The organism is Bacteroidia bacterium (assembly GCA_033391075.1).
GTDB lineage: Bacteria > Bacteroidota > Bacteroidia > J057 > J057 > JAWPMV01.
This window is the reverse complement of record JAWPMV010000005.1, coordinates 237,915-255,813: the sequence shown is the minus strand read 5'-3', so window position 1 is coordinate 255,813 and position 17,899 is coordinate 237,915. Positions and strand designations below refer to the sequence as shown.

18 protein-coding genes are annotated in these 17,899 nt (G+C 42.8%); 7 read left to right on the top strand and 11 right to left on the bottom strand.

Annotation, left to right across the window (positions count from 1 at the left end; translation table 11 throughout):
• Positions 1-21: 21 nt before the first annotated feature.
• The 5 genes from R8P61_36710 to hypB form a co-directional block, all read right to left on the bottom strand.
• Positions 22-1,761, bottom strand: a complete 1,740-nt coding sequence (locus R8P61_36710; protein MDW3652678.1) for an enoyl-CoA hydratase-related protein — start codon at positions 1,759-1,761, stop codon at positions 22-24.
• Positions 1,758-2,870 carry a hydrogenase formation protein HypD gene (hypD, locus tag R8P61_36705; GenBank protein ID MDW3652677.1) on the bottom strand — a complete coding sequence of 371 codons (1,113 nt, stop codon included), beginning with the start codon at positions 2,868-2,870 and terminating at the stop codon, positions 1,758-1,760. Before hypD ends, R8P61_36710 begins: the two co-directional genes overlap by 4 nt.
• Positions 2,867-3,160, bottom strand: coding sequence for a HypC/HybG/HupF family hydrogenase formation chaperone (locus R8P61_36700; GenBank protein MDW3652676.1), 294 nt, complete (start codon positions 3,158-3,160; stop codon positions 2,867-2,869). Before R8P61_36700 ends, hypD begins: the two co-directional genes overlap by 4 nt.
• Before the next feature lie 141 nt (positions 3,161-3,301).
• Positions 3,302-5,554, bottom strand: coding sequence for a carbamoyltransferase HypF (hypF, locus tag R8P61_36695; protein ID MDW3652675.1), 2,253 nt, complete (start codon positions 5,552-5,554; stop codon positions 3,302-3,304).
• Between the two features lie 6 nt (positions 5,555-5,560).
• Positions 5,561-6,271: a hydrogenase nickel incorporation protein HypB gene (hypB, locus tag R8P61_36690; protein MDW3652674.1), complete on the bottom strand. Its 711-nt coding sequence runs from the start codon at positions 6,269-6,271 to the stop codon at positions 5,561-5,563.
• A gap of 131 nt (positions 6,272-6,402) precedes the next feature.
• Here hypB and R8P61_36685 point away from each other — a divergent pair, with 131 nt between their 5' ends.
• Positions 6,403-7,050 (top strand): ATP-binding cassette domain-containing protein, encoded by a 648-nt coding sequence (locus R8P61_36685; GenBank protein MDW3652673.1) that lies wholly within the window; start codon positions 6,403-6,405, stop codon positions 7,048-7,050.
• The gene (locus R8P61_36680; GenBank protein MDW3652672.1) at positions 7,034-8,134 is read left to right on the top strand and encodes a hypothetical protein; all 1,101 of its coding nucleotides are present in this window, start codon (positions 7,034-7,036) and stop codon (positions 8,132-8,134) included. The genes R8P61_36685 and R8P61_36680 overlap by 17 nt, the downstream gene beginning before the upstream one ends.
• Here the strand turns inward: R8P61_36680 and R8P61_36675 are convergent, their stop codons facing one another.
• A complete protein-coding gene (locus tag R8P61_36675; GenBank protein ID MDW3652671.1) occupies positions 8,135-8,539 on the bottom strand; it encodes a group III truncated hemoglobin in 405 nt (134 codons plus the stop codon).
• A gap of 282 nt (positions 8,540-8,821) precedes the next feature.
• Here R8P61_36675 and R8P61_36670 point away from each other — a divergent pair, with 282 nt between their 5' ends.
• The 4 genes from R8P61_36670 to R8P61_36655 all read left to right on the top strand — a co-directional run bounded on the left by R8P61_36670 (position 8,822) and on the right by R8P61_36655 (position 13,305).
• Positions 8,822-9,781 carry a fatty acid desaturase family protein gene (locus R8P61_36670; GenBank protein ID MDW3652670.1) on the top strand — a complete coding sequence of 320 codons (960 nt, stop codon included), beginning with the start codon at positions 8,822-8,824 and terminating at the stop codon, positions 9,779-9,781.
• A gap of 383 nt (positions 9,782-10,164) precedes the next feature.
• Entirely contained in the window at positions 10,165-11,007 is an 843-nt protein-coding gene (locus tag R8P61_36665; GenBank protein MDW3652669.1) for a DUF3667 domain-containing protein, read from the top strand.
• Between the two features lie 59 nt (positions 11,008-11,066).
• On the top strand, positions 11,067-12,050 hold the full coding sequence (locus tag R8P61_36660; GenBank protein MDW3652668.1) for a nitronate monooxygenase: 984 nt from the start codon (positions 11,067-11,069) through the stop codon (positions 12,048-12,050).
• A 40-nt stretch (positions 12,051-12,090) separates the two neighbouring features.
• The gene (locus R8P61_36655) at positions 12,091-13,305 is read left to right on the top strand and encodes an acyl-CoA dehydrogenase family protein (GenBank protein MDW3652667.1); all 1,215 of its coding nucleotides are present in this window, start codon (positions 12,091-12,093) and stop codon (positions 13,303-13,305) included.
• 11 nt (positions 13,306-13,316) lie between these two features.
• Here the strand turns inward: R8P61_36655 and R8P61_36650 are convergent, their stop codons facing one another.
• Positions 13,317-14,201: an alpha/beta hydrolase-fold protein gene (locus R8P61_36650; protein MDW3652666.1), complete on the bottom strand. Its 885-nt coding sequence runs from the start codon at positions 14,199-14,201 to the stop codon at positions 13,317-13,319.
• A gap of 192 nt (positions 14,202-14,393) precedes the next feature.
• Here R8P61_36650 and R8P61_36645 point away from each other — a divergent pair, with 192 nt between their 5' ends.
• Entirely contained in the window at positions 14,394-15,224 is an 831-nt protein-coding gene (locus R8P61_36645; GenBank protein ID MDW3652665.1) for a phosphatase PAP2 family protein, read from the top strand.
• On the opposite strand, the gene R8P61_36640 is transcribed toward R8P61_36645, so the two are convergent.
• The 4 genes from R8P61_36640 to R8P61_36625 form a co-directional block, all read right to left on the bottom strand.
• Entirely contained in the window at positions 15,201-15,815 is a 615-nt protein-coding gene (locus tag R8P61_36640; protein ID MDW3652664.1) for a DUF6434 domain-containing protein, read from the bottom strand. The two genes, R8P61_36645 and R8P61_36640, sit on opposite strands and share 24 nt — an antisense overlap.
• 44 nt (positions 15,816-15,859) lie before the next feature.
• Entirely contained in the window at positions 15,860-16,450 is a 591-nt protein-coding gene (locus R8P61_36635; protein ID MDW3652663.1) for a hypothetical protein, read from the bottom strand.
• Positions 16,451-16,498: 48 nt separating this feature from the next.
• Complete coding sequence (locus R8P61_36630) at positions 16,499-17,044, bottom strand: hypothetical protein (protein MDW3652662.1); 546 nt, start codon at positions 17,042-17,044, stop codon at positions 16,499-16,501.
• A gap of 86 nt (positions 17,045-17,130) precedes the next feature.
• The gene (locus tag R8P61_36625; protein MDW3652661.1) at positions 17,131-17,895 is read right to left on the bottom strand and encodes a helix-turn-helix domain-containing protein; all 765 of its coding nucleotides are present in this window, start codon (positions 17,893-17,895) and stop codon (positions 17,131-17,133) included.
• Positions 17,896-17,899 lie beyond the last annotated feature (4 nt).

The window sequence follows — 17,899 nt, the reverse complement described above, 5'->3', positions numbered from 1 at the left end:
GAGCTATTTCCATATCTCTGCTTATTCTTTGTAGCTAATACTTTCCCACTTTCTTCTGCGGTAAATTTTGCGTCTGCTGCTGTACCAATCTCTTTGACTATGCTGTGCTAAGGCGATCGGAATTTTATAGACGAAAGCCTGCCTTTTTTCTTTATATCCCCAATTATTCTCATAAAAATTCTTCCACATATGCTCCAGCTCCTCTTTTCGGTAGGATTCTAAAGGCTTGACACGCTCGTCTTTCCTCCTTTGTAATTTCTTGGCGAGGAGAAGCTTGTCGAAATAGGGGAGAGCAGCCAGTTTTTGAACCCTTTCATCCAATTCAGTTTCGAAGCTTATCTGATCCTCTCCGAAAACATCATCGATCAAGCCGATTTCTTTGGCAACTGCGGTTCCCCAGGGTAAGCATTCTTCCGTAAATCTTGTGGCTTTCTCGGTCCCTATCCTTTTGGGTAATAGATAGGTCCAATATTCTGATCCGAATAATCCCATTTGTCGTGTATGGGGATTGAGAACGATTCCTTCTCGGGCGAAAATTTTGTCTGCGGCAAGTGCCATAGGTACTCCTCCTGCTCCAGCATTGCCACGCATAGCAGAAATGATATACTGATCCGGACTCAGGATGATTTCTTGAATGAGGTCATCAATGGCAAGAATATTTTCCCATGAGGCATCTTCTGGATTTTGAGAAGCTTCAATTTCATTGAGGTGAATGCCGTTGGACCAAAGATCACTTCCTCCCATCAGCACCAGAATCTGTATATCTCTTTGCTTTGCTTGCTGAATGCAATCTTTCAGCCTCCGGCACTGATCGCTATTCATGGCTCCATTGTAGAAGTCAAAACTGATATAGCCAGCTTTTCCTTTCTGGGTGTACTGAATTTCTCGGAAGCTTTCATAGGATATGGCGCTAAAAGGATCTAATTCATCAAGGAGAATATGATCGGCGAGCTCTCCCAGTGATTTACTTGCAGCTAATTTGAGGGAATTAGAAGCATCCTTTTTGAGATGTGTAATCCAGAGGGCTTTTTCGCCACAAGCAATGCAAATCGCCTCATGTCTTTTCGCTATAATTTCACCTGCTTTACCAGTTAACCTTTCCTCTAAATGAGCCCCATAGGCAAAGTATTGCTGCCCTTTCAATTCAATAGATACACCTGGTTCACTATCCGCTGCCCAAAACTTCTTCAATAGGACTTCAGCAGATAGGTTCCAGTCGATAGCATAATCCTTTTGCTTGCATTTGGGATTCCATTTGCCTTTGGGAGAGTCTTGTATTTCTTCCGGCCGAAAAGGGCGAAAGTCAGGTAGTTTCAGATGCTCGAGTGCCTGTTTTAAGGCTTTTACACTTGCTTGTGTACTTTCCTGACGGTAAATAGAGGCCTTGCTTCCTGCTCTCATCTTGAAAGTGGCATAGCCCCAGATGCCTCCGCTATCCATTTTTTCTGCTGCCTCCAGGATGCAAGTTCCCCAACTCTCTTTTTCCTGTATTATGGCCCAATCTAAAGAAGAAGCTCCCCGATCTCCGGGGGGACCCGGATGGACAATCCAGGTCAGGTAATTCTTCCAAATCCGACTGGGAATTTTTGATCTTAAATAGGGAGCAATGATCAATTCGGGTTGAAAATCTTCAACCGCTACCTCCATGGATACTTCTTCCTGAACTACATGAACCCTGACCTGGTGATCCAAACGATCCAGTTCGATCCAGAGCCTCTGGGCCATGCTATTGAAAGAAGATGTCAGGAAGAGAATTTTCATATTTTCTCCCGCTCCAATTCGTTTACAAGGTTGGAAAAATTGTAATAGGCCGCACAGGATCCTTCTGAACTCACCATGGGTGCACCCAGGGGCATTTGCGGAGTACAGCCTTTCCCAAATTCTGGACAGTCGTGCGGTTTTTTGATGCCTTTCATGATTTCACCTGCGATACAGGCTTCATGTTCAGGGGCTTCTTCGATATTGACATTAAATTTCCGCTTGGCATCATAGGCCGCATAGGCATCCTTTACCTCATATCCACTCATGGGAATAACTTCCATACCTCTCCAAAGGCGATCGCTCACCTCAAATACCTTGTAAATGGTATCCTGTGCGATTAGGTTTCCTTTTTCTTCGACAATTCTGGCATATTGATTTTCAACTTTTGCTTCTCCTTTTTCCAGTTGGCGAATCGTCATCAAAATTCCTTGCAAAAGATCAACGGGCTCAAAGCCTGAAATAACCATAGGGATATTGAAACGCTCTACGAGGGGGTAGTATTCCAGGGTCCCCATAATGGTGCAAACATGTCCTGCAGCGAGAAATGCCTGAATGCTGCTTTCTTCATCTTCCATCACAGCTTCAATCGCAGGTGGAACCAGGACATGAGAGGCCAGGATAGAATAGTTAGTGATGCCTTTTCTTTCGGCTGTCAAAACCGAGAGGGCATTGGCGGGAGCGGTAGTTTCAAAACCGACAGCAAAAAAGACTACTTCCCGATCGGGATTATTCTCCGCAATCTTAACGGCTTCCAAAGGAGAATATAAAATGCGAATATCTGCCCCTTCTGCTTTGGATTCCAAAAGACTCTTTTTTGATCCAGGCACACGTATCATATCGCCAAAAGAGCAGAGAATGACATTTTTTTCCTCAGCCAAGAAGATCGCCTTGTCTATCAGGCTGACCGGAGTCACGCAAACTGGGCAACCCGGGCCATGCACCATTTGAACTTCTGGAGGAAGGACATCGAGGATACCATGCTTAACCAAACTGTGGGTTTGACCACCACATACCTCCATGATGGTCCAGGGCCGCGTTACAGTTTTTTTGATCTCTTCGAGGTATTGCCGGGCTAATTCCGGGTCTCTATATTCGGATAAGTATTTCATGTGGCATCTTTATACTGTGAAGGATCCGGGAGCTGCTGTTTTATCATGCCCAATTCCTCGAGCTCCCCAATCTGTTCCAGATAGGTAAAGGTCTTTTTGGCTTCCTCCTCTTTGACAATGCTGATCGCTACTCCCACATGCACCAGTACATAATCACCCACCTTAGCAGTGGGGACCATTTCTAAACTGGCTTCTTTAATTATTCCTCCAAAGGAGACTTTGGCCATGCGTACAAGGCCGTCATATTGGGATTCAATGGATTTGATCTTTCCGGGTATGGCTAAGCACATAGTAGTAGAAATTGTCGTTTTTATACCTGCTTGATTGAGGCAGTTTATACAAAGTAGTGGAAGGAAATGGCAAAAAGAAGGAAATGAGAAGTTTAGAAATTATTTTCTAATTTTTGTTTAAGTCCTGCCTGAAAAGCGGACTTAGACCTTAAACAAATCAGCTAATATAAGCTGTCCATAAGCGATGTTTTCGTCATTAGGACTAAGTTGCTTGTGGAAATATAAGTCAAAGGCTTTGCCCATCCGATCCATACATAAGTCAAGTAATAAAGCATTTTGAAATACACCGCCGCTGAAGGCGATTTTACGGATCTCTTCTTTTCTGGCTATTTCTTCCACTAATCGAACCAGGCTGTTGTGAAACTTTGCAGCAATTTTACCCTTTGGTTTTCCTACTTCTTTTTCTGCCAACATCTCTTCGAACATAGGCCTAATCAAAAACCCCTCCTGAGTTAAAGGGATTTCATAATGTTCCCCAAAAGCGAGACTATTACCAAAATAATCCGTTGCCAGAGCTTCCAATTTCATGGCTGCCTCGGCTTCATAAACCTGTTTATCGCAGATACCTAATAAAGAAGCCACTGCATCAAAAACCCTCCCCATGCTACTGCATTTGATTCGGGTATTAGCATGGAGTTTGTCGTAGACTTTTAATTCAGAGGTGGAGAACTTTTTACGAACCTTTTCATGACTGGGTAAAAGAGAAAAGAGGGCCATTCTTGGTTCTTTAGCAAATTTATCTCCTCCTAAACTCGGATAATAGGCTAAATGTGCCCGTCGTTTGATTTCTTTGTCCTGGTATATGAAGGCTTCTCCTCCCCATATATGTCCATCTTCTCCATAACCGGTTCCATCCCAAATGATACCCAAAATGGGTTCCCTGGATTTTTGTAAGCTGTGCTCTCCCATGATGGCAGCGAAATGAGCCTTATGATGCTGAAAGGCGGTTTGAGGCAACTGTTTCTGACCAGCCAGCTCTTCGGATATTCTACTACTGGCATAGTTGGGATGTAAATCGTGGAAAATGTGTTGTATGTCAGGCTTTAAGATATTTTCAAAGTGTGTAAGGACTTTCCGAAAAGAATATTCTGTATCAAAATGCCCCAAATCTCCGAGATATTGACTGATGTAGTATTTGCCCCTGTGGCGAAGGGCAAGACTGGATTTCATATCTGCTCCGCAAGCCAGATAGGATACCTTCTTTTCTTCTTCCTTATGAAATAAAGTGGGAGCTAGTCCCCGTGATCTTCGGATAATGATTCGCTGTTTGAAAAACTTGCTATGTCGAATAACAGAATCGTCCTGAGGAGTGAGGATCTCTCTATCATTGTCCAGAATCAGATCAGCAATTTGAAAGAGTTCTTCCCGCTTATCAGATTCATAAATGATGGGAGAATTGCTAATATTGGCACTTGTCGCAACTATGGGTTTTTGAAAAGCGCTTAGTAGTATTTGATATAAAGGGGTATAGGGAAACATGATCCCGACTGAATCCAATCCAGGCGCTATTTCTTTAGGTAAATCATAGGAAGGACCTTTACGGAGTAAAAGGATAGGCGATACCGAAGTGAGAAGTTCTGCTTGCTCCTCCCAGGAGAAATCATAGTCTCCCAATTCTTTCCAGCTGGGGTACATGAGAGCCAAAGGTTTTCCTGGGCGATGCTTTTTTTCTCGTAGTTTTTGAATAACTGATCCTTGGGTAGCATCGCAGCTTAGCAAATAGCCACCAATTCCTTTTATAGCAATGATTTTCCCATTATTCCATTCTTCAATAACTTGAGAAATGAGTGAGGATTCAGAGGGAAAAGAGCGGGGACCTTTAGTATCCCAAAGGCGCAAACTTATCCCACAAGTTGAACAGGAATTGCTTTGAGAGTAATAGCGTCTATCCGTGGGGAGCTCATATTCTTTTTGGCAGCTTTCGCACATCTCAAAAACATGCATGGCCGTCAATTCCCGATCATAAGGTAAGTCTTGGATTATCGAATAGCGTGGACCACAAAGGGTACAGGTGGTGAAGGCATAGCCATACCTGCGATTTGTTGGATCAGCTATTTCTTCTCTGCAGTTTTCACAAATACCAAAATCAGGGGTAAAGAGTAAGTCTTTTTCTCCTTCCCGCTGGCTGGCTACTATTTGGAAATCCACATAGCTATGAGAGGGGATTTCTACAAGTTCTTGAAAGGAAATATGGGAGAGACGTGGAGCATTCTTTTGTAAATGAGCAAAGAAAGCTTTAGCTGTGACTTCATCCGAATTAAAGGCAATTCTAACGCCTGAGGGTCCATTGCTGACTTCTCCTGGAAGCTGGTATTTTTTGGCAAGTTTGTAGACGAAAGGCCGAAAGCCAACGCCCTGAACAATCCCTTTAAATCGAATTTGCCAGCTTTTCATGCTGCCTTAAAGCGCAATCTTTTGAGCTTTTTTCTCGGCTACTTTCTCCAGCAACCAATCGCACCATTCATCCATACCTTCTCCATTCAAACTGCTAATAGGCAGATATTCCAATTCATGATTGATGTCTCTGGCATCCTTTACCACAGCATCCACCTCAAACGGCAAATAGGGCAAAAGATCAGACTTTGAAACCAGCATCATATCACTGGTCAGGAACATTTTTGGATATTTCTTGGGCTTGTCATCTCCCTCAGTAGTTGCTATCAGGGTTACCCTATAATCTTCTCCTAAATCAAAAGAGGCTGGACATACAAGATTTCCTACATTTTCGATAATGAGGATGTCAATACCTTTAATGTCGATTTGCTCCATCCCCTGCCAAATCATTTGGGCCTCCAAATGGCAAATTCCACCCGTCACGATTTGCATGGCATCAGCTCCCACTTCTTTGAGTCTTTCTGCATCCCGTTCCGTTTCTAAATCCCCAACCAGAATTTTCATTTTTACCTTATCTCCGATTCGCTTAGCAGTTTCTTGAAGCAGCGTGGTTTTACCGCTTCCCGGGGAAGAAACAATGTTGATGAGGAGGATATTTTCTTCCTCCATTTTTTTGCGAATGCTTTCAGCTACAAAGTCATTGGCTTTGAGCAAATGCATAGTAGTATTGTCGCATTGTACAGTTCCTCGGGCGGCACGATTGGATTTGGAGACCATATTTTTAATCTTTTTATCAAAATAAGAGAGCTGTTTGAGAAAAAGAAGGAATTGAAGGGTTTAGAAAATATTTTCTAGAAAGGGGACAAGCGCTTCTGTAATAAATCCAATTAGCCTCCGACATATGGGGCATGACACTGCTTCGCTTCGATTCATTTATTAAACGCTACGGATATCACATCATCCTGGAAATAGACCAGGTGGAGATTCCTGAGGGCTTGCATCTCCTTCAAGGCCCCAATGGTTCCGGCAAAAGTACCCTGCTCAAAGTATTATCGGGCTTGATCCCTTTCGAAGGAAAAATCAGACTCATGGATGAAATCGATCTGCAGAAAGATCGCAAAGAGCATCGTAGACGTGTAAGTTATTGCGAAGCAGAACCTCTTTTTCCTGAATTCCTGACCGGCAGCTATTTGGTGGAGATGTTTATGAAACTAAAATCCGGGACGCAGGAAGAATTGGACGAAATCAAATCCGCTCTGGGAATCACGGATTACCTCGAACATAAAATTGGCTCCTATTCATCCGGTATGAAGAAGAAGTTGGCTCTGTTGTTGGCCTTTTTGGGGAGTCCTTCACTTATATTGCTGGATGAACCTCTCAATACGCTGGACCAGGTTTCGCAGGAAGCCTTGAAGCGACTTATCTTATTATATAGAGCGAAAGGTTCGAGCATTATGCTGGCGACCCATCAGGATATTTCTGAACTCGATATTCCAATAGAATTATTCTTTCGGATTCACGACCAAAAATTGTTGCAATATGAAAGCAGTATATGAGGTATTGATCCAGCAATTCTATCGGAGAAACTTCCTGCTATTTTTTCTCTGTTTGAGCTTACTGGCTTTTGTTTTTCGCCCGCCCACCTTACTGATTAGTCCTTTTTTCATTGAGGGCATGATCAAAGACCTGTTGTTCTTCGGGGTAGTTTCTGGCCTGATCGGGCTTTATTATATAAAGTGTCTGACGGATACCTGGCGAAACATCCGCTTGCCGGAGAATCGATTTTTATACCTATTGGGAGCCTTACCTAATGATGAGCTTTTTTTGGTGATGGTAAAAGTGCTGCTAGGCGTAATGGGACCGGGCATGCTGTATATGATGGTAATAGCTGGCTATAGCGTTTATTATGCAAGTTGGCACATTTGGGCGATTCTGGGCATTCATAGCCTTCTGATCGCTGGTTCAGCCTGGGCCATGATGAAGGTCATTCAACAACCCAATGAAAAAGAGATCAAAAGTGGCTGGCAGTATTTTATGGAGGGTAAACTCAAAAAGAGTTTGAGTTTTATCCAGATTCAAATGATTTGGTTTCGAAAAAGAAGACAGGTAATCATCCTCAAAGGAATCAGTTTGGCTTTACTAGCTTTGATGGTATGGAGTGAAATAGATGATCCATTCGCCCCCAAAGCTCTTGATCTTCTTTTTCTGTGTATTGCAAGTCTGCAATGTGTGTACGCCTATCAATTGAGACGAGCCGAAGATGAATCGATCTTCATTCTTCGAAATCTTCCCATTCCCCGATACAAACGATATTTCTCCTATCTCATCACCGGCTTATTGATCTATTTACCCGAGTTTATCTTCTGGAATAGCTTTCTCCCAACCGATACCAGCTTGTTTCAATCCTTAAGTTATTATGCAGTGGGAATGGGCGTATGGATGCTGGGGATTGCCCTGCTTTATTATAAACCCATGCCTTTACCGGATTTCATTCAATGGATTTTTGGTATGTTTATGACACTTTTCGTACTCATTCTTTTTGGGATAGGGGCAAAATTGTGTGGACTTCTGCTCCTTCTTTTCTCTAGTTGGATCTTTTTTGAGGAATATTACAAGTGGAATGGATTCAAGGAGGCTTGATTACTGAATAAATCCCGGATTGCGGCTGGCTTTTATTTTGGCCATCATTACCTGTTCCACCACTTTTACCCGAGTCATGGCTTCATCTGCAACCGAACCTTTGAAAGTGCTATAGAGAGCCTCAGTAAATAGCTTTTTCCATCGGGCGAAATGCTCCGGCTCTAGCGGAGTCTGCTTATCAATCATGATATGCTTCCAGATCAATCCTCCCGGATAGTTGCCGACATGGAGGAGAATCCCTGACCAGAATTCTACCATAATAGGGGTATGATAATCCCAAAACTCAGGCCCCAATCTGTGAAAGACAGGACCAATCAATTCATCCTGTTTTACCTTTTCATAAAAATTGTGGACCAGTAATTCGATGTCCTCTCTGCTACTAATATCTTTGAGATTTTCTGCCATATGACAAAGGTAGGGAAAATGATGAGTTGGAGGAATGACTTAATTCATGTAGAGAATGTAGAAGTGTTTTGGTGTTCTGGTGCGCTCGGGTTCTAAAGAACAACTACAACACTACAACACTAAAACACTACAATACTATTTTGCCCAGAATAAATGAAGAACAAGGAACAAGGAATGGAGAAGGGAGAAGTCCTATTCAACTCCAACACGTCTTCCCCACTTATTAAACCAGGGAATCGAAACTCTTAGTTAGCTTTTGTATTTTGGACAAAAGCCTTTGCTATGAAAAAACTGTCAGCAAATCCATATTTAAGTCTGGAAGAAAGGAAAGAACTTCTGAAAAAAAATGATTTTCGAGCCTTTATGGGTATTTTATACTATTGGCTGATCATCATAGGGGCGTTTGCGCTGGTATACTTTTTCCCGAATGTATTGACAGTTTTGATTGCTCTCCTTCTGCTGGGCGGGCAGCAACTGGCCTGTTCCATTCTCATGCATGATGCTTCGCATAAATCAGTTTTCACAAACAAAAAACTCAATGATTTTGCTGGAAACTGGCTGGGTGCTTACCCTGTAATGCACCATGTACAGGATTATCGGCCCTATCATTGGAAACATCATGTGAGTACGGGTACTGAGGAAGATCCTGATCTATTGTTAACACGAGGGTATCCGACCAGCCGCAAATCCATGATGCGTAAATTCTTTCGGGATTTGAGTGGGCAAACCGGTATCAAAGCCTATGTCGGGCTCTTTGCTATGCATCTGGGATATATGGAGTACAATTTGGGAGGAAAGGCCGTATGGATTTCTCAGAAAGACAGAAGCTGGTCTGAATTCTTCAAAGGTTTTTTCCAAAAATTGAGTGGACCTATTCTGGCTCAACTCATCATTTTCGGTTTGCTTTGGGCTTTTGCATCTCCCTGGTTATATGTGCTCTGGATAGGAGCTCTCTTAACTACCTTCCAGTTTAGTTTGCGTGTCCGTTCCATGGCTGAGCACTCCATGACGGATCAATCTGATCCTCTCAGAAATACCCGTACCACCTACGCCAATTTCTTCGAACGTCTTCTTTTTGCTCCCTATCATGTCAATTATCATGTGGAGCATCACATGCTGATGACGGTTCCTTTCTACAACCTTCCCAGGATGCATAAACTCTTGAAGGAAAGAGGCTTCTATGAAGAAGGTACCTTGGAAGAGAATTATCTGAATGTGTTGAAGCTTGCAGTTCAAGAGTAATTCGACTTACATAAAATATGTAATCTCGAACACCCTCGAGGGATCTTGTTTTTTGGGTCCCACTTGATACTGAATCCTTCAGCCCTCAATCCATCGTTCAGCTAGTCTTCAAGCAGGGTGTTTTAGTGGTCTTTTAAATCCTCAAAATCGAGTACTTAATTTTTTTTTACCCAAGCGGTGATGTTTGCGAAGACCCTCCCGTCTAAACTAATACATTACGGAAAATCATTTGCAATAGTGTGCAAAGCAATTCAAAAAAATGTCGATGCCGGGTATTATCGACTGTTATTCACAATTACGTGAGCGAAAGGACTGTTAAATGAGACAGTCCTTTTTTTTATTGCATATTTCAAACCTTGAAAGGTTTCTATTATCTTTAAGGTATGAGCCTTCCGACCCGAGAAGATAGAAAACTCACCCATTGTACGAACTGTGAAACTCAATTGCAGGAAGGGGAGAATTTTTGTCCTGCCTGTGGTCAAAAAAATCTCGATCGTAAAGTTCCATTATGGATGTTTATTGGAGATTTTGTTCGGGATGAACTCAAAATCGATAACCGACTTTTTAGAACCCTGAAAAATCTGGTCATAAATCCAGGTTTTCTCACCAATGAGTTTATCGTTGGAAAACGGAGGAGTTATATTCAGCCGCCCCAACTTTTTCTACTCATGGGTTTCCTCTGCTTCTTTATTATATCGCTACAGATTGAGCCGGAAATAAAGAAGCTGGATAAAGGGAACTTCAATATAGGTCTCATGGATGGGCTGGGAATAGACAGTACGACGAATAATGTCTTCCTGAACTATATGGATGAAAAGGCAAAGGAGGCCGAGGAAAATCCGGCAATTTTTATCAGCAATTCTCTGCAAAAACTCCCATTTGTCTTATTGGTGGTTCTCCCCATATTTGCCCTCTTTCAACATTTGGTCTATATCCGACACAAAATTTTCTTTGTAGAGCATTTTGTCTTTCTCTTGCATGTCCATGCCTTCCTCTTTCTCCTCTTCTTTTTTGCTTCCTTCTTTCTGATGTTTATGGATAATGTGCAATTTTTCATGTACATCCCTTTTATCCATTTCATTTACCTGCTTTTTGCTTTCAAAAAGGTATATAATCAGGGACTCATGAAAACCTTTTTCAAATTCTTCCTCCTTTTCCTCATCTACATTTCTCTGGTGCCCGGTTTATGGATCTTCTTTGGAGGACTGGCAGGAATTATCATCTAAGAGATTTTTCTTAGCTTGGTTTTATCAGCAATCCTCTAAAAAAGGCCTACATTTATGCTATGAACTACGCTGCTCCCTTTCGAAAAGACCTTAGCTTACCTTTGATTGCCGCTCCCATGTTTCTGATCTCCGGTCCAAAACTGGTGATAGAGACCTGCAAAAATGGAGTTGTCGGAACTTTTCCTGCTTTAAACCAAAGAACAACGGAAGGCTTCGACCAATGGCTCACAGATATAGAACAAGAATTGGATGGCTATCAACAAGCTAATGGAAAAGCTGCTGCTCCTTATGGAGTCAACCTCATTGTCCACAGAACCAATCCTCGCCTTCAGGCGGATTTAGAGGTTTGTATAAAACATAAGGTGCCTGTTATCATTACTTCTTTAGGGGCTGCTTCAGATCTGATTGAGGAAGTACATAGCTATGGAGGACTGGTTTTTCATGACGTCATCAACCGTAGACATGCAGAAAAAGCTGCAGCTGCCGGAGTGGATGGTTTGATCCTTGTTTGTGCAGGCGCAGGAGGACATGCCGGCTTGCTCAATCCCATGCCTTTTGTGCAGGAAGTGAGAAGTTTTTTCGACAAGAATATCATTCTCAGTGGCTGTATGAGTAATGGACGTGACATTGCTTCAGCGATGCAAATGGGAGCTGATTTCGCCTATATGGGTACACGTTTTATCAATGTAGAGGAAAGTCGTGCGGATGAAGCGTATCAGCAGATGATCATGGAAAGCGGAACGAAAGATATCGTGTATACGGCTGCAATTTCCGGGGTAAATGCCAATTTCCTGAGCAAGAGTCTGGAAGCGATGGGCATAACTGAGGAAATGTGGAAGCTAAAAGCCAAAATCGATTTTGGGAAAGAGTTGGATGCTGCCCAGGCTGAAGCAAAAGCCTGGAAAACAATCTGGTCTGCTGGCCAGGGAGTAGCTACCATTGATGATGTGAAACCCGTTGCAGAGCTCATTTCTCAAATGCAAAGAGAGTTTCGGGCAGCTATAGAGGAACAACAACAATTACTTAACATATTCGCCTCCTGATTTCAGGAATGCACAGGCCAAAACTTATAAATACAAGCAGATGAATTTTGACTACTCAGACAAGGTAAAGGGACTGATGGAGAAGCTCAATAGCTTCATGGACACACATATCTATCCGATAGAAAAAGAATATGGAGAATGGATTGAGCATCCGGATAATCTCTGGAAAATCCATCCGGCTATGGAAGGCTTGAAAGAAGCTGCAAAAGCTGAAGGCCTCTGGAATCTTTTTCTGCCTAAAGGGTATGGAGATTTGAGCCCAGGATTGACAAATTTGGAATATGCACCTTTGGCTGAGATCATGGGGAAAGTGATGTGGTCCTCAGAGGTATTTAACTGTGCCGCTCCTGATACCGGAAATATGGAGGTTTTGGCGAAATACGGAACTCCTGCTCAACAGGAACGTTGGCTAAAGCCCTTGATGAATGGAAAAATCCGATCTGCCTTTTTGATGACCGAGCCCAGAGTAGCTTCCTCAGACGCTACCAATATTGAAACCAGTATCAAACGGGAAGGAGATGAATATGTCATCAATGGGCGGAAATGGTGGTCTTCTGGGGCAATGGATCCTCGTTGTGAGATTTTCATTGTCATGGGAAAAACTGATCCCACTGCAGACAGATACTCTCAGCAAAGTATGATTTTAGTTCCAGCCAATACGCCCGGAGTTGATATCATGAGAGCCTTGCCAGTATTTGGTTCGGTAGATTCTCCACATGGACATGCAGAGATTGATTTGAAAGATGTGCGTGTGCCCAAAGAAAATATGCTATTAGGAGAGGGGAGAGGTTTTGAAATTGCGCAAGGGCGTTTAGGACCAGGTCGTATCCACCACTGTATGCGTTTGACTGGAATGGCGCAAAGAGCTATGGAATTGATGTGTGTGCGGGTTTCTGAAAGGATAGCTTTCGGACGTGCAATCAGAGACTTTAGCAGCATCCGTCAGGACATCGCCAAAAGCAGATGCGAAATTGAGCAGGCAAGATTACTTACTCTTTCCGCAGCAGATGCTATGGACAAATATGGAAGTAAAGGTGCTAAAGACCTGATCGCCATGATCAAGATTGTAGCCCCTCGCATGACCCAGGAAGTAGTAGATAGAGCCATGCAGGCTCACGGGGGTATGGGCGTCAGCAGAGACACTCCGTTATCTGGCTTTTTTGCAGCTGCGCGTACCATCCGACTGGCAGATGGACCAGATGAGGTGCATATGTATCAATTGGGTAAAAATACAGTTAAGAAAGTGATGCAATAAGCATAGGCAGCCTATTCCAGAATCCAGGGATAGGCTGCTTTAAATCCTTTCCGCCAGGTTTCATGCTCATGACCCAGGCCAGGAAAAATGTCAAATTTTATCTGCTCTTCCTTCATGCCCTGACTTAGTAGGATGTCGCGCATTTTTTTTGCATTCCTTACCATACTTCCCTCTTCTTCCCCCACATTCATATAAATCTTCATTGCAGAAAGAGAATCCGTCTCCTGATGGATTGAAAAGATTTTTTCATTCACCCAGAAAGAAGGTGAAAAGACAAAAGCACGTCCGAATTTTTCAGGATACTTCATCAAGGTATAATAAGACATAATGCCGCCCAAAGAAGCTCCTCCTATTGCATTATATGCGGGTTCTGTTTTTGTTCGATAGGTCTTGTCCACCCAGCTTTTAAGATCAGTTGCCAACCACTCTGCATGTTTATCTCCACTGATCTCCTTATCATCCGGATAATCCTCACTTGGATAGGGTTTATACTCAGTCATGCGATCTTCTGAATTGTCGATTCCAATTACGATGGCTTCCTGTCCTCCTAGTTTAGAGATACTATCCAGCACCTCATCCAATTGCCATTCGGGTCCTTCCAGAACTTTATCGTCAAAAAGTGCATCCGCATCGTAGAAATATATGACCGGATAAGAGATCGTATCCGACTCATAATTGGGAGGCAAATAAATACGTAAGCTCCGTTTTTGATCCAGGTAGTCTATATAGGCAGTATCTTTCAATACCTGCACCTGATCAGAAGCCGTATGGGAAAGGCCAGCGACGTACTGTTTGTGTTGATAATTTTCATACATTCGTTTTCCTATCCCGAAAAGAATCAGGAGTAGAAATAGGCCGACACCAATCAGGAAGAGTATGAATAGTTTTCGTCGCATTTTGTGTGGGTGGTTTAGGTAGAGAGAGAGGAAGAAAGCTTAGGGTTGGAAATAGGACTAGGGAATTGAAGAAGAAGGAACAAAAGATGGAAAAGAAGGAAAGGTGCAGATGGCCTTCTATCTGATACGTTTGTCGGGACAACTACACGACTAAAGGATTTAAATATACAGATTTAGCAAACACAAATTAGCATGAGAGAGATAAAGAAATGGCTGCTAGCCCTACTGCTGCTTTACGCTTTTTGTTCGGATATTTATGGACAAAGATTTGGAACTTCAAAGGTCTATAAAGTAAATCCCTGGTTGGATGGGGGAATTACGCTGGTTGCTGGTGTGGGTAATTTCTCCGGCCTGCATATCGTCAAGAATAAAGCTCGCTATACAGAGGAAGAAATTAGGGGTTGGGGTCCAGAGGATGTGAACTGGTTTGACCGTCCGGCTACGCGTATCGATCCTGCTATTGCTGAAAATGGTCAGAAGCTTTCGGATTTAGGGGCTAATATTGGCAATGCCATGCCACTTCTCTTAGGGCTTGATCCTGAGATACGCAAAGACTGGATGGACATTCTGCTGATGTATATAGAGGCTGGTTTTATCAATGGTGCTATCTATAGTTGGCCTTCTGGGGTCACCATCGACCGGGCTCGCCCCTTAGTATATAATCCCCGCGAACCTCTGGAAAGAAAAACCGGAGGGCACATGCGAACTTCCTGGTATTCGGGGCATGTTTCTACTACTGCAACCGGAACCTTTTTCGCAGCCAAAGTTTACATCGATTATCATCCCGAACTCGGAAATAAGAAATACTTACTTTATGCCGGGGCTGCCACAATTCCCATTTTTGTAGGGGTAAATAGATACAGGGCGGGGAAACACTTTCCTTCGGATATCATTGTAGGACTAGTTGTCGGTTCTGCCATGGGTATTATCATGCCGGAACTTCACAAAAGAGATCGCAAAAAAGTTGCGATTATGCCGCTTACTGGCGATATCAATGGCTTAGGAATGAGTTTGCGATTCTAGAAGATCGAGGTCTGAGCTTTCGTAGCGGACAAAGCCCTCTTTCATCGGCATACGTCTTTTAAGAAACCAGGCCCTCCCTGCTTCTTCAAAACTTCTTTCCGGATTTTCACCAAAGAAGTCCCGGAAGTACTGATTCATCATATTGTTGTCGGCGATCTGAGTCCGGAAATTGGGGTCTGCTTTTCGGGCTTCCAACTCCTTCCATTTGATGACAGCATCTTGCAGACTTTTGCCTGCACTTTCCTTCGCCCAATCCATGAAGTCTATATTGAAGCTAAAATGATCCCCGATTTGCTCTTCCATAAAGCGACGGAGGTTTTGGCCAAAAGTAATGTTGTCGGTAATAAGGGTTTCTGGACTGAGCGCTTCCTTTGCCCAGTTGAATTTGGAAGTAGGCTTCCTCTTTGGTGGATCGGGCATGAGCTTACCATCGTGATCAAGGGCGTACATGATTCGATCTCTGAGGGTAAACTTTCTACCTCTACTAGGCAGGCCTGCTGCCTTACAAATCTCCATCATTTCCTCTTTCATCCAATACCACTTATTGAATTCCTCTCCAGATGAGATCTCAGAAAAATCAGGTCTTTGCATATCAGCCTTCTTGAGGCACTAAAATACAAATAAAGACGAGGATTTTAGTAGACAAAGATATCCAGGATTCGGATACTAGCTTCCTGTTTACCCCTATTCTCTGCCTCCATCTTAAACCTTCTTTTCATCAATAACTTTCCCTCCTCATCCTTATACTTCATTTCAAAAGATACATAAGACATGAAATCCGGATATTCGTCCGGGCATTCTCCCCAACCCATGAAATAAGGAACAGAATAGGGGAGAGGATCAGTGAGGGAGGAATATATTGTGCTTATAGGAGACTCTCTGTATTCGCCTGAAAATGAAAAGAAGAGGGCAGTATCTGAATCCTGATGCTCTGATCTGAGAAATACATAAGACTTGCCCGATTCATCCAGGAATTCTATTTCTATTGTTTTGGTAGTTACTTTCCTTAACAGATTGGAATGATCCCCTTCAAAATGGTAATTGAGAATACTGATGTTTTCTTGTTCCTTCTTTCCTTTTTCCAGATCAAATGCCCGCGCCTCTTTTCCGCTAAGGAAGCTGCGCTCGCCCTCATACCCTGAAAGCACATATTCAGTATGGACTTCCTGAGAGAAAGTGCTGTTGAAGGAGAGAAAAAGGAGAAATAGGCTAAAGAATTTTTGCATAGCTGTCAGGCTTTCCCTTTAAACGAATACTTCTCCTTTTCCTTGCATCTAGTCTGCTTGTCTTTCCAATTCCATTTGGAAGAATTGGTACCAGGTTTTTCCTCCATCCGGGCTGTATTCTCCTTTCTCTTTCCAAAAACCCTCCTGGGTGAAATCTTCTGAAAATCGGATCGTCCCTCCTCTCTTATCTTTGAAAGACCATTCGAGGGTTTTATCTCCGGTGATACGCATCTCGTTTTCCATTTTACCTCCCGTAGTTGTAAAAGAGAGCATCGTCAGCTGTTGTAGCTCATCATTAAAGGAAATGACTCCAAAGGCATTATGTATGACTCTTGCTTCTTCTTCTGGAGAACCTTTTCCATAACCGATCCCATCTATCACCAAAAGTTTGCCTTCTACTTTGGGGCGGATACTTTCAGTTTGACTGAATTCTTTTCTACCGCTCTGACTTTGAATCCAACCATCTCCTTTCCACATGCCGATCATAAAATTCAGATCATCTATGGACGACTTCTGTTCCTCGCCCTGTGCGAAGATAAAGCTGAGAGAGAAAAGGCTCATGAGGAAAATCAGGCTTAGCTTTTTTACATTCATTTTGTGTGTTCTTTTGTTGACAAAATTTGATTAACAAGAGCAAATTGCCCTTTTCCTCAAAGAAAGTATTGTAAAAAAGCGTCCAATTAACCCAGGTCAATCTCGAAGGAGTTGTGGTATTTGAGGAAATCCCTGGGAGAGCGATCCATCCTTCTTTTAAAATCATTGATGAAGTGGCTTTGGTCAAAGAATCCATTGGTATAGAGGATGTCGAAGCGATCTTTTTGAGCCGTATAGAGATCAATAGTTGTTTTTCTGATTCGGGCGATGTCTTGATATTGTTTCATGCTGATGCCCGTTATGCTTTTGAATAGCTTTTGCAGAGAGCGAATGGAAAGAGGAAGCTCTTCGACTATTTCTTTTACTTTTTGTCCCTTTTCCAGCAGGAGACATAGGTATTTGACTAACTCATTTTCTTCCAGCTGATATTCCTGAAAGACAGTCAGGCAGGCTTTTTCTACTTCTTCAATCAATTGATGTTCATGTACCTCCCAATTTGTTTGCAGAATCTCTTCCAGCGCATGAGCTTTATGGGTAAAGGCGGCTGTGATGTTGAGTAAATTTGACTTTTGGGGAAATAATTGGGGCGAAATGATCCAGGGATGTATACGGATTCCTAGTAGGGAGGCATTTTCAAATATTTCCTGCTGGAACTTTTTGGTTTGTATGCCCATATATCGAATTCCCATATAAGCTCCTCTTTTGATCAGAACAATAGAGAGGGTGTTTTCTGGAAGAGATTCGTGCAGAAAAGGAAATCGCTGTAAGTCTGTCTCACGAATGTCAAATTTCCAAAAATTTCTGATCAAGGTGCCAGGCTGTTTGGAGGGCAGGAATTCCTTAAATCTCATCTGC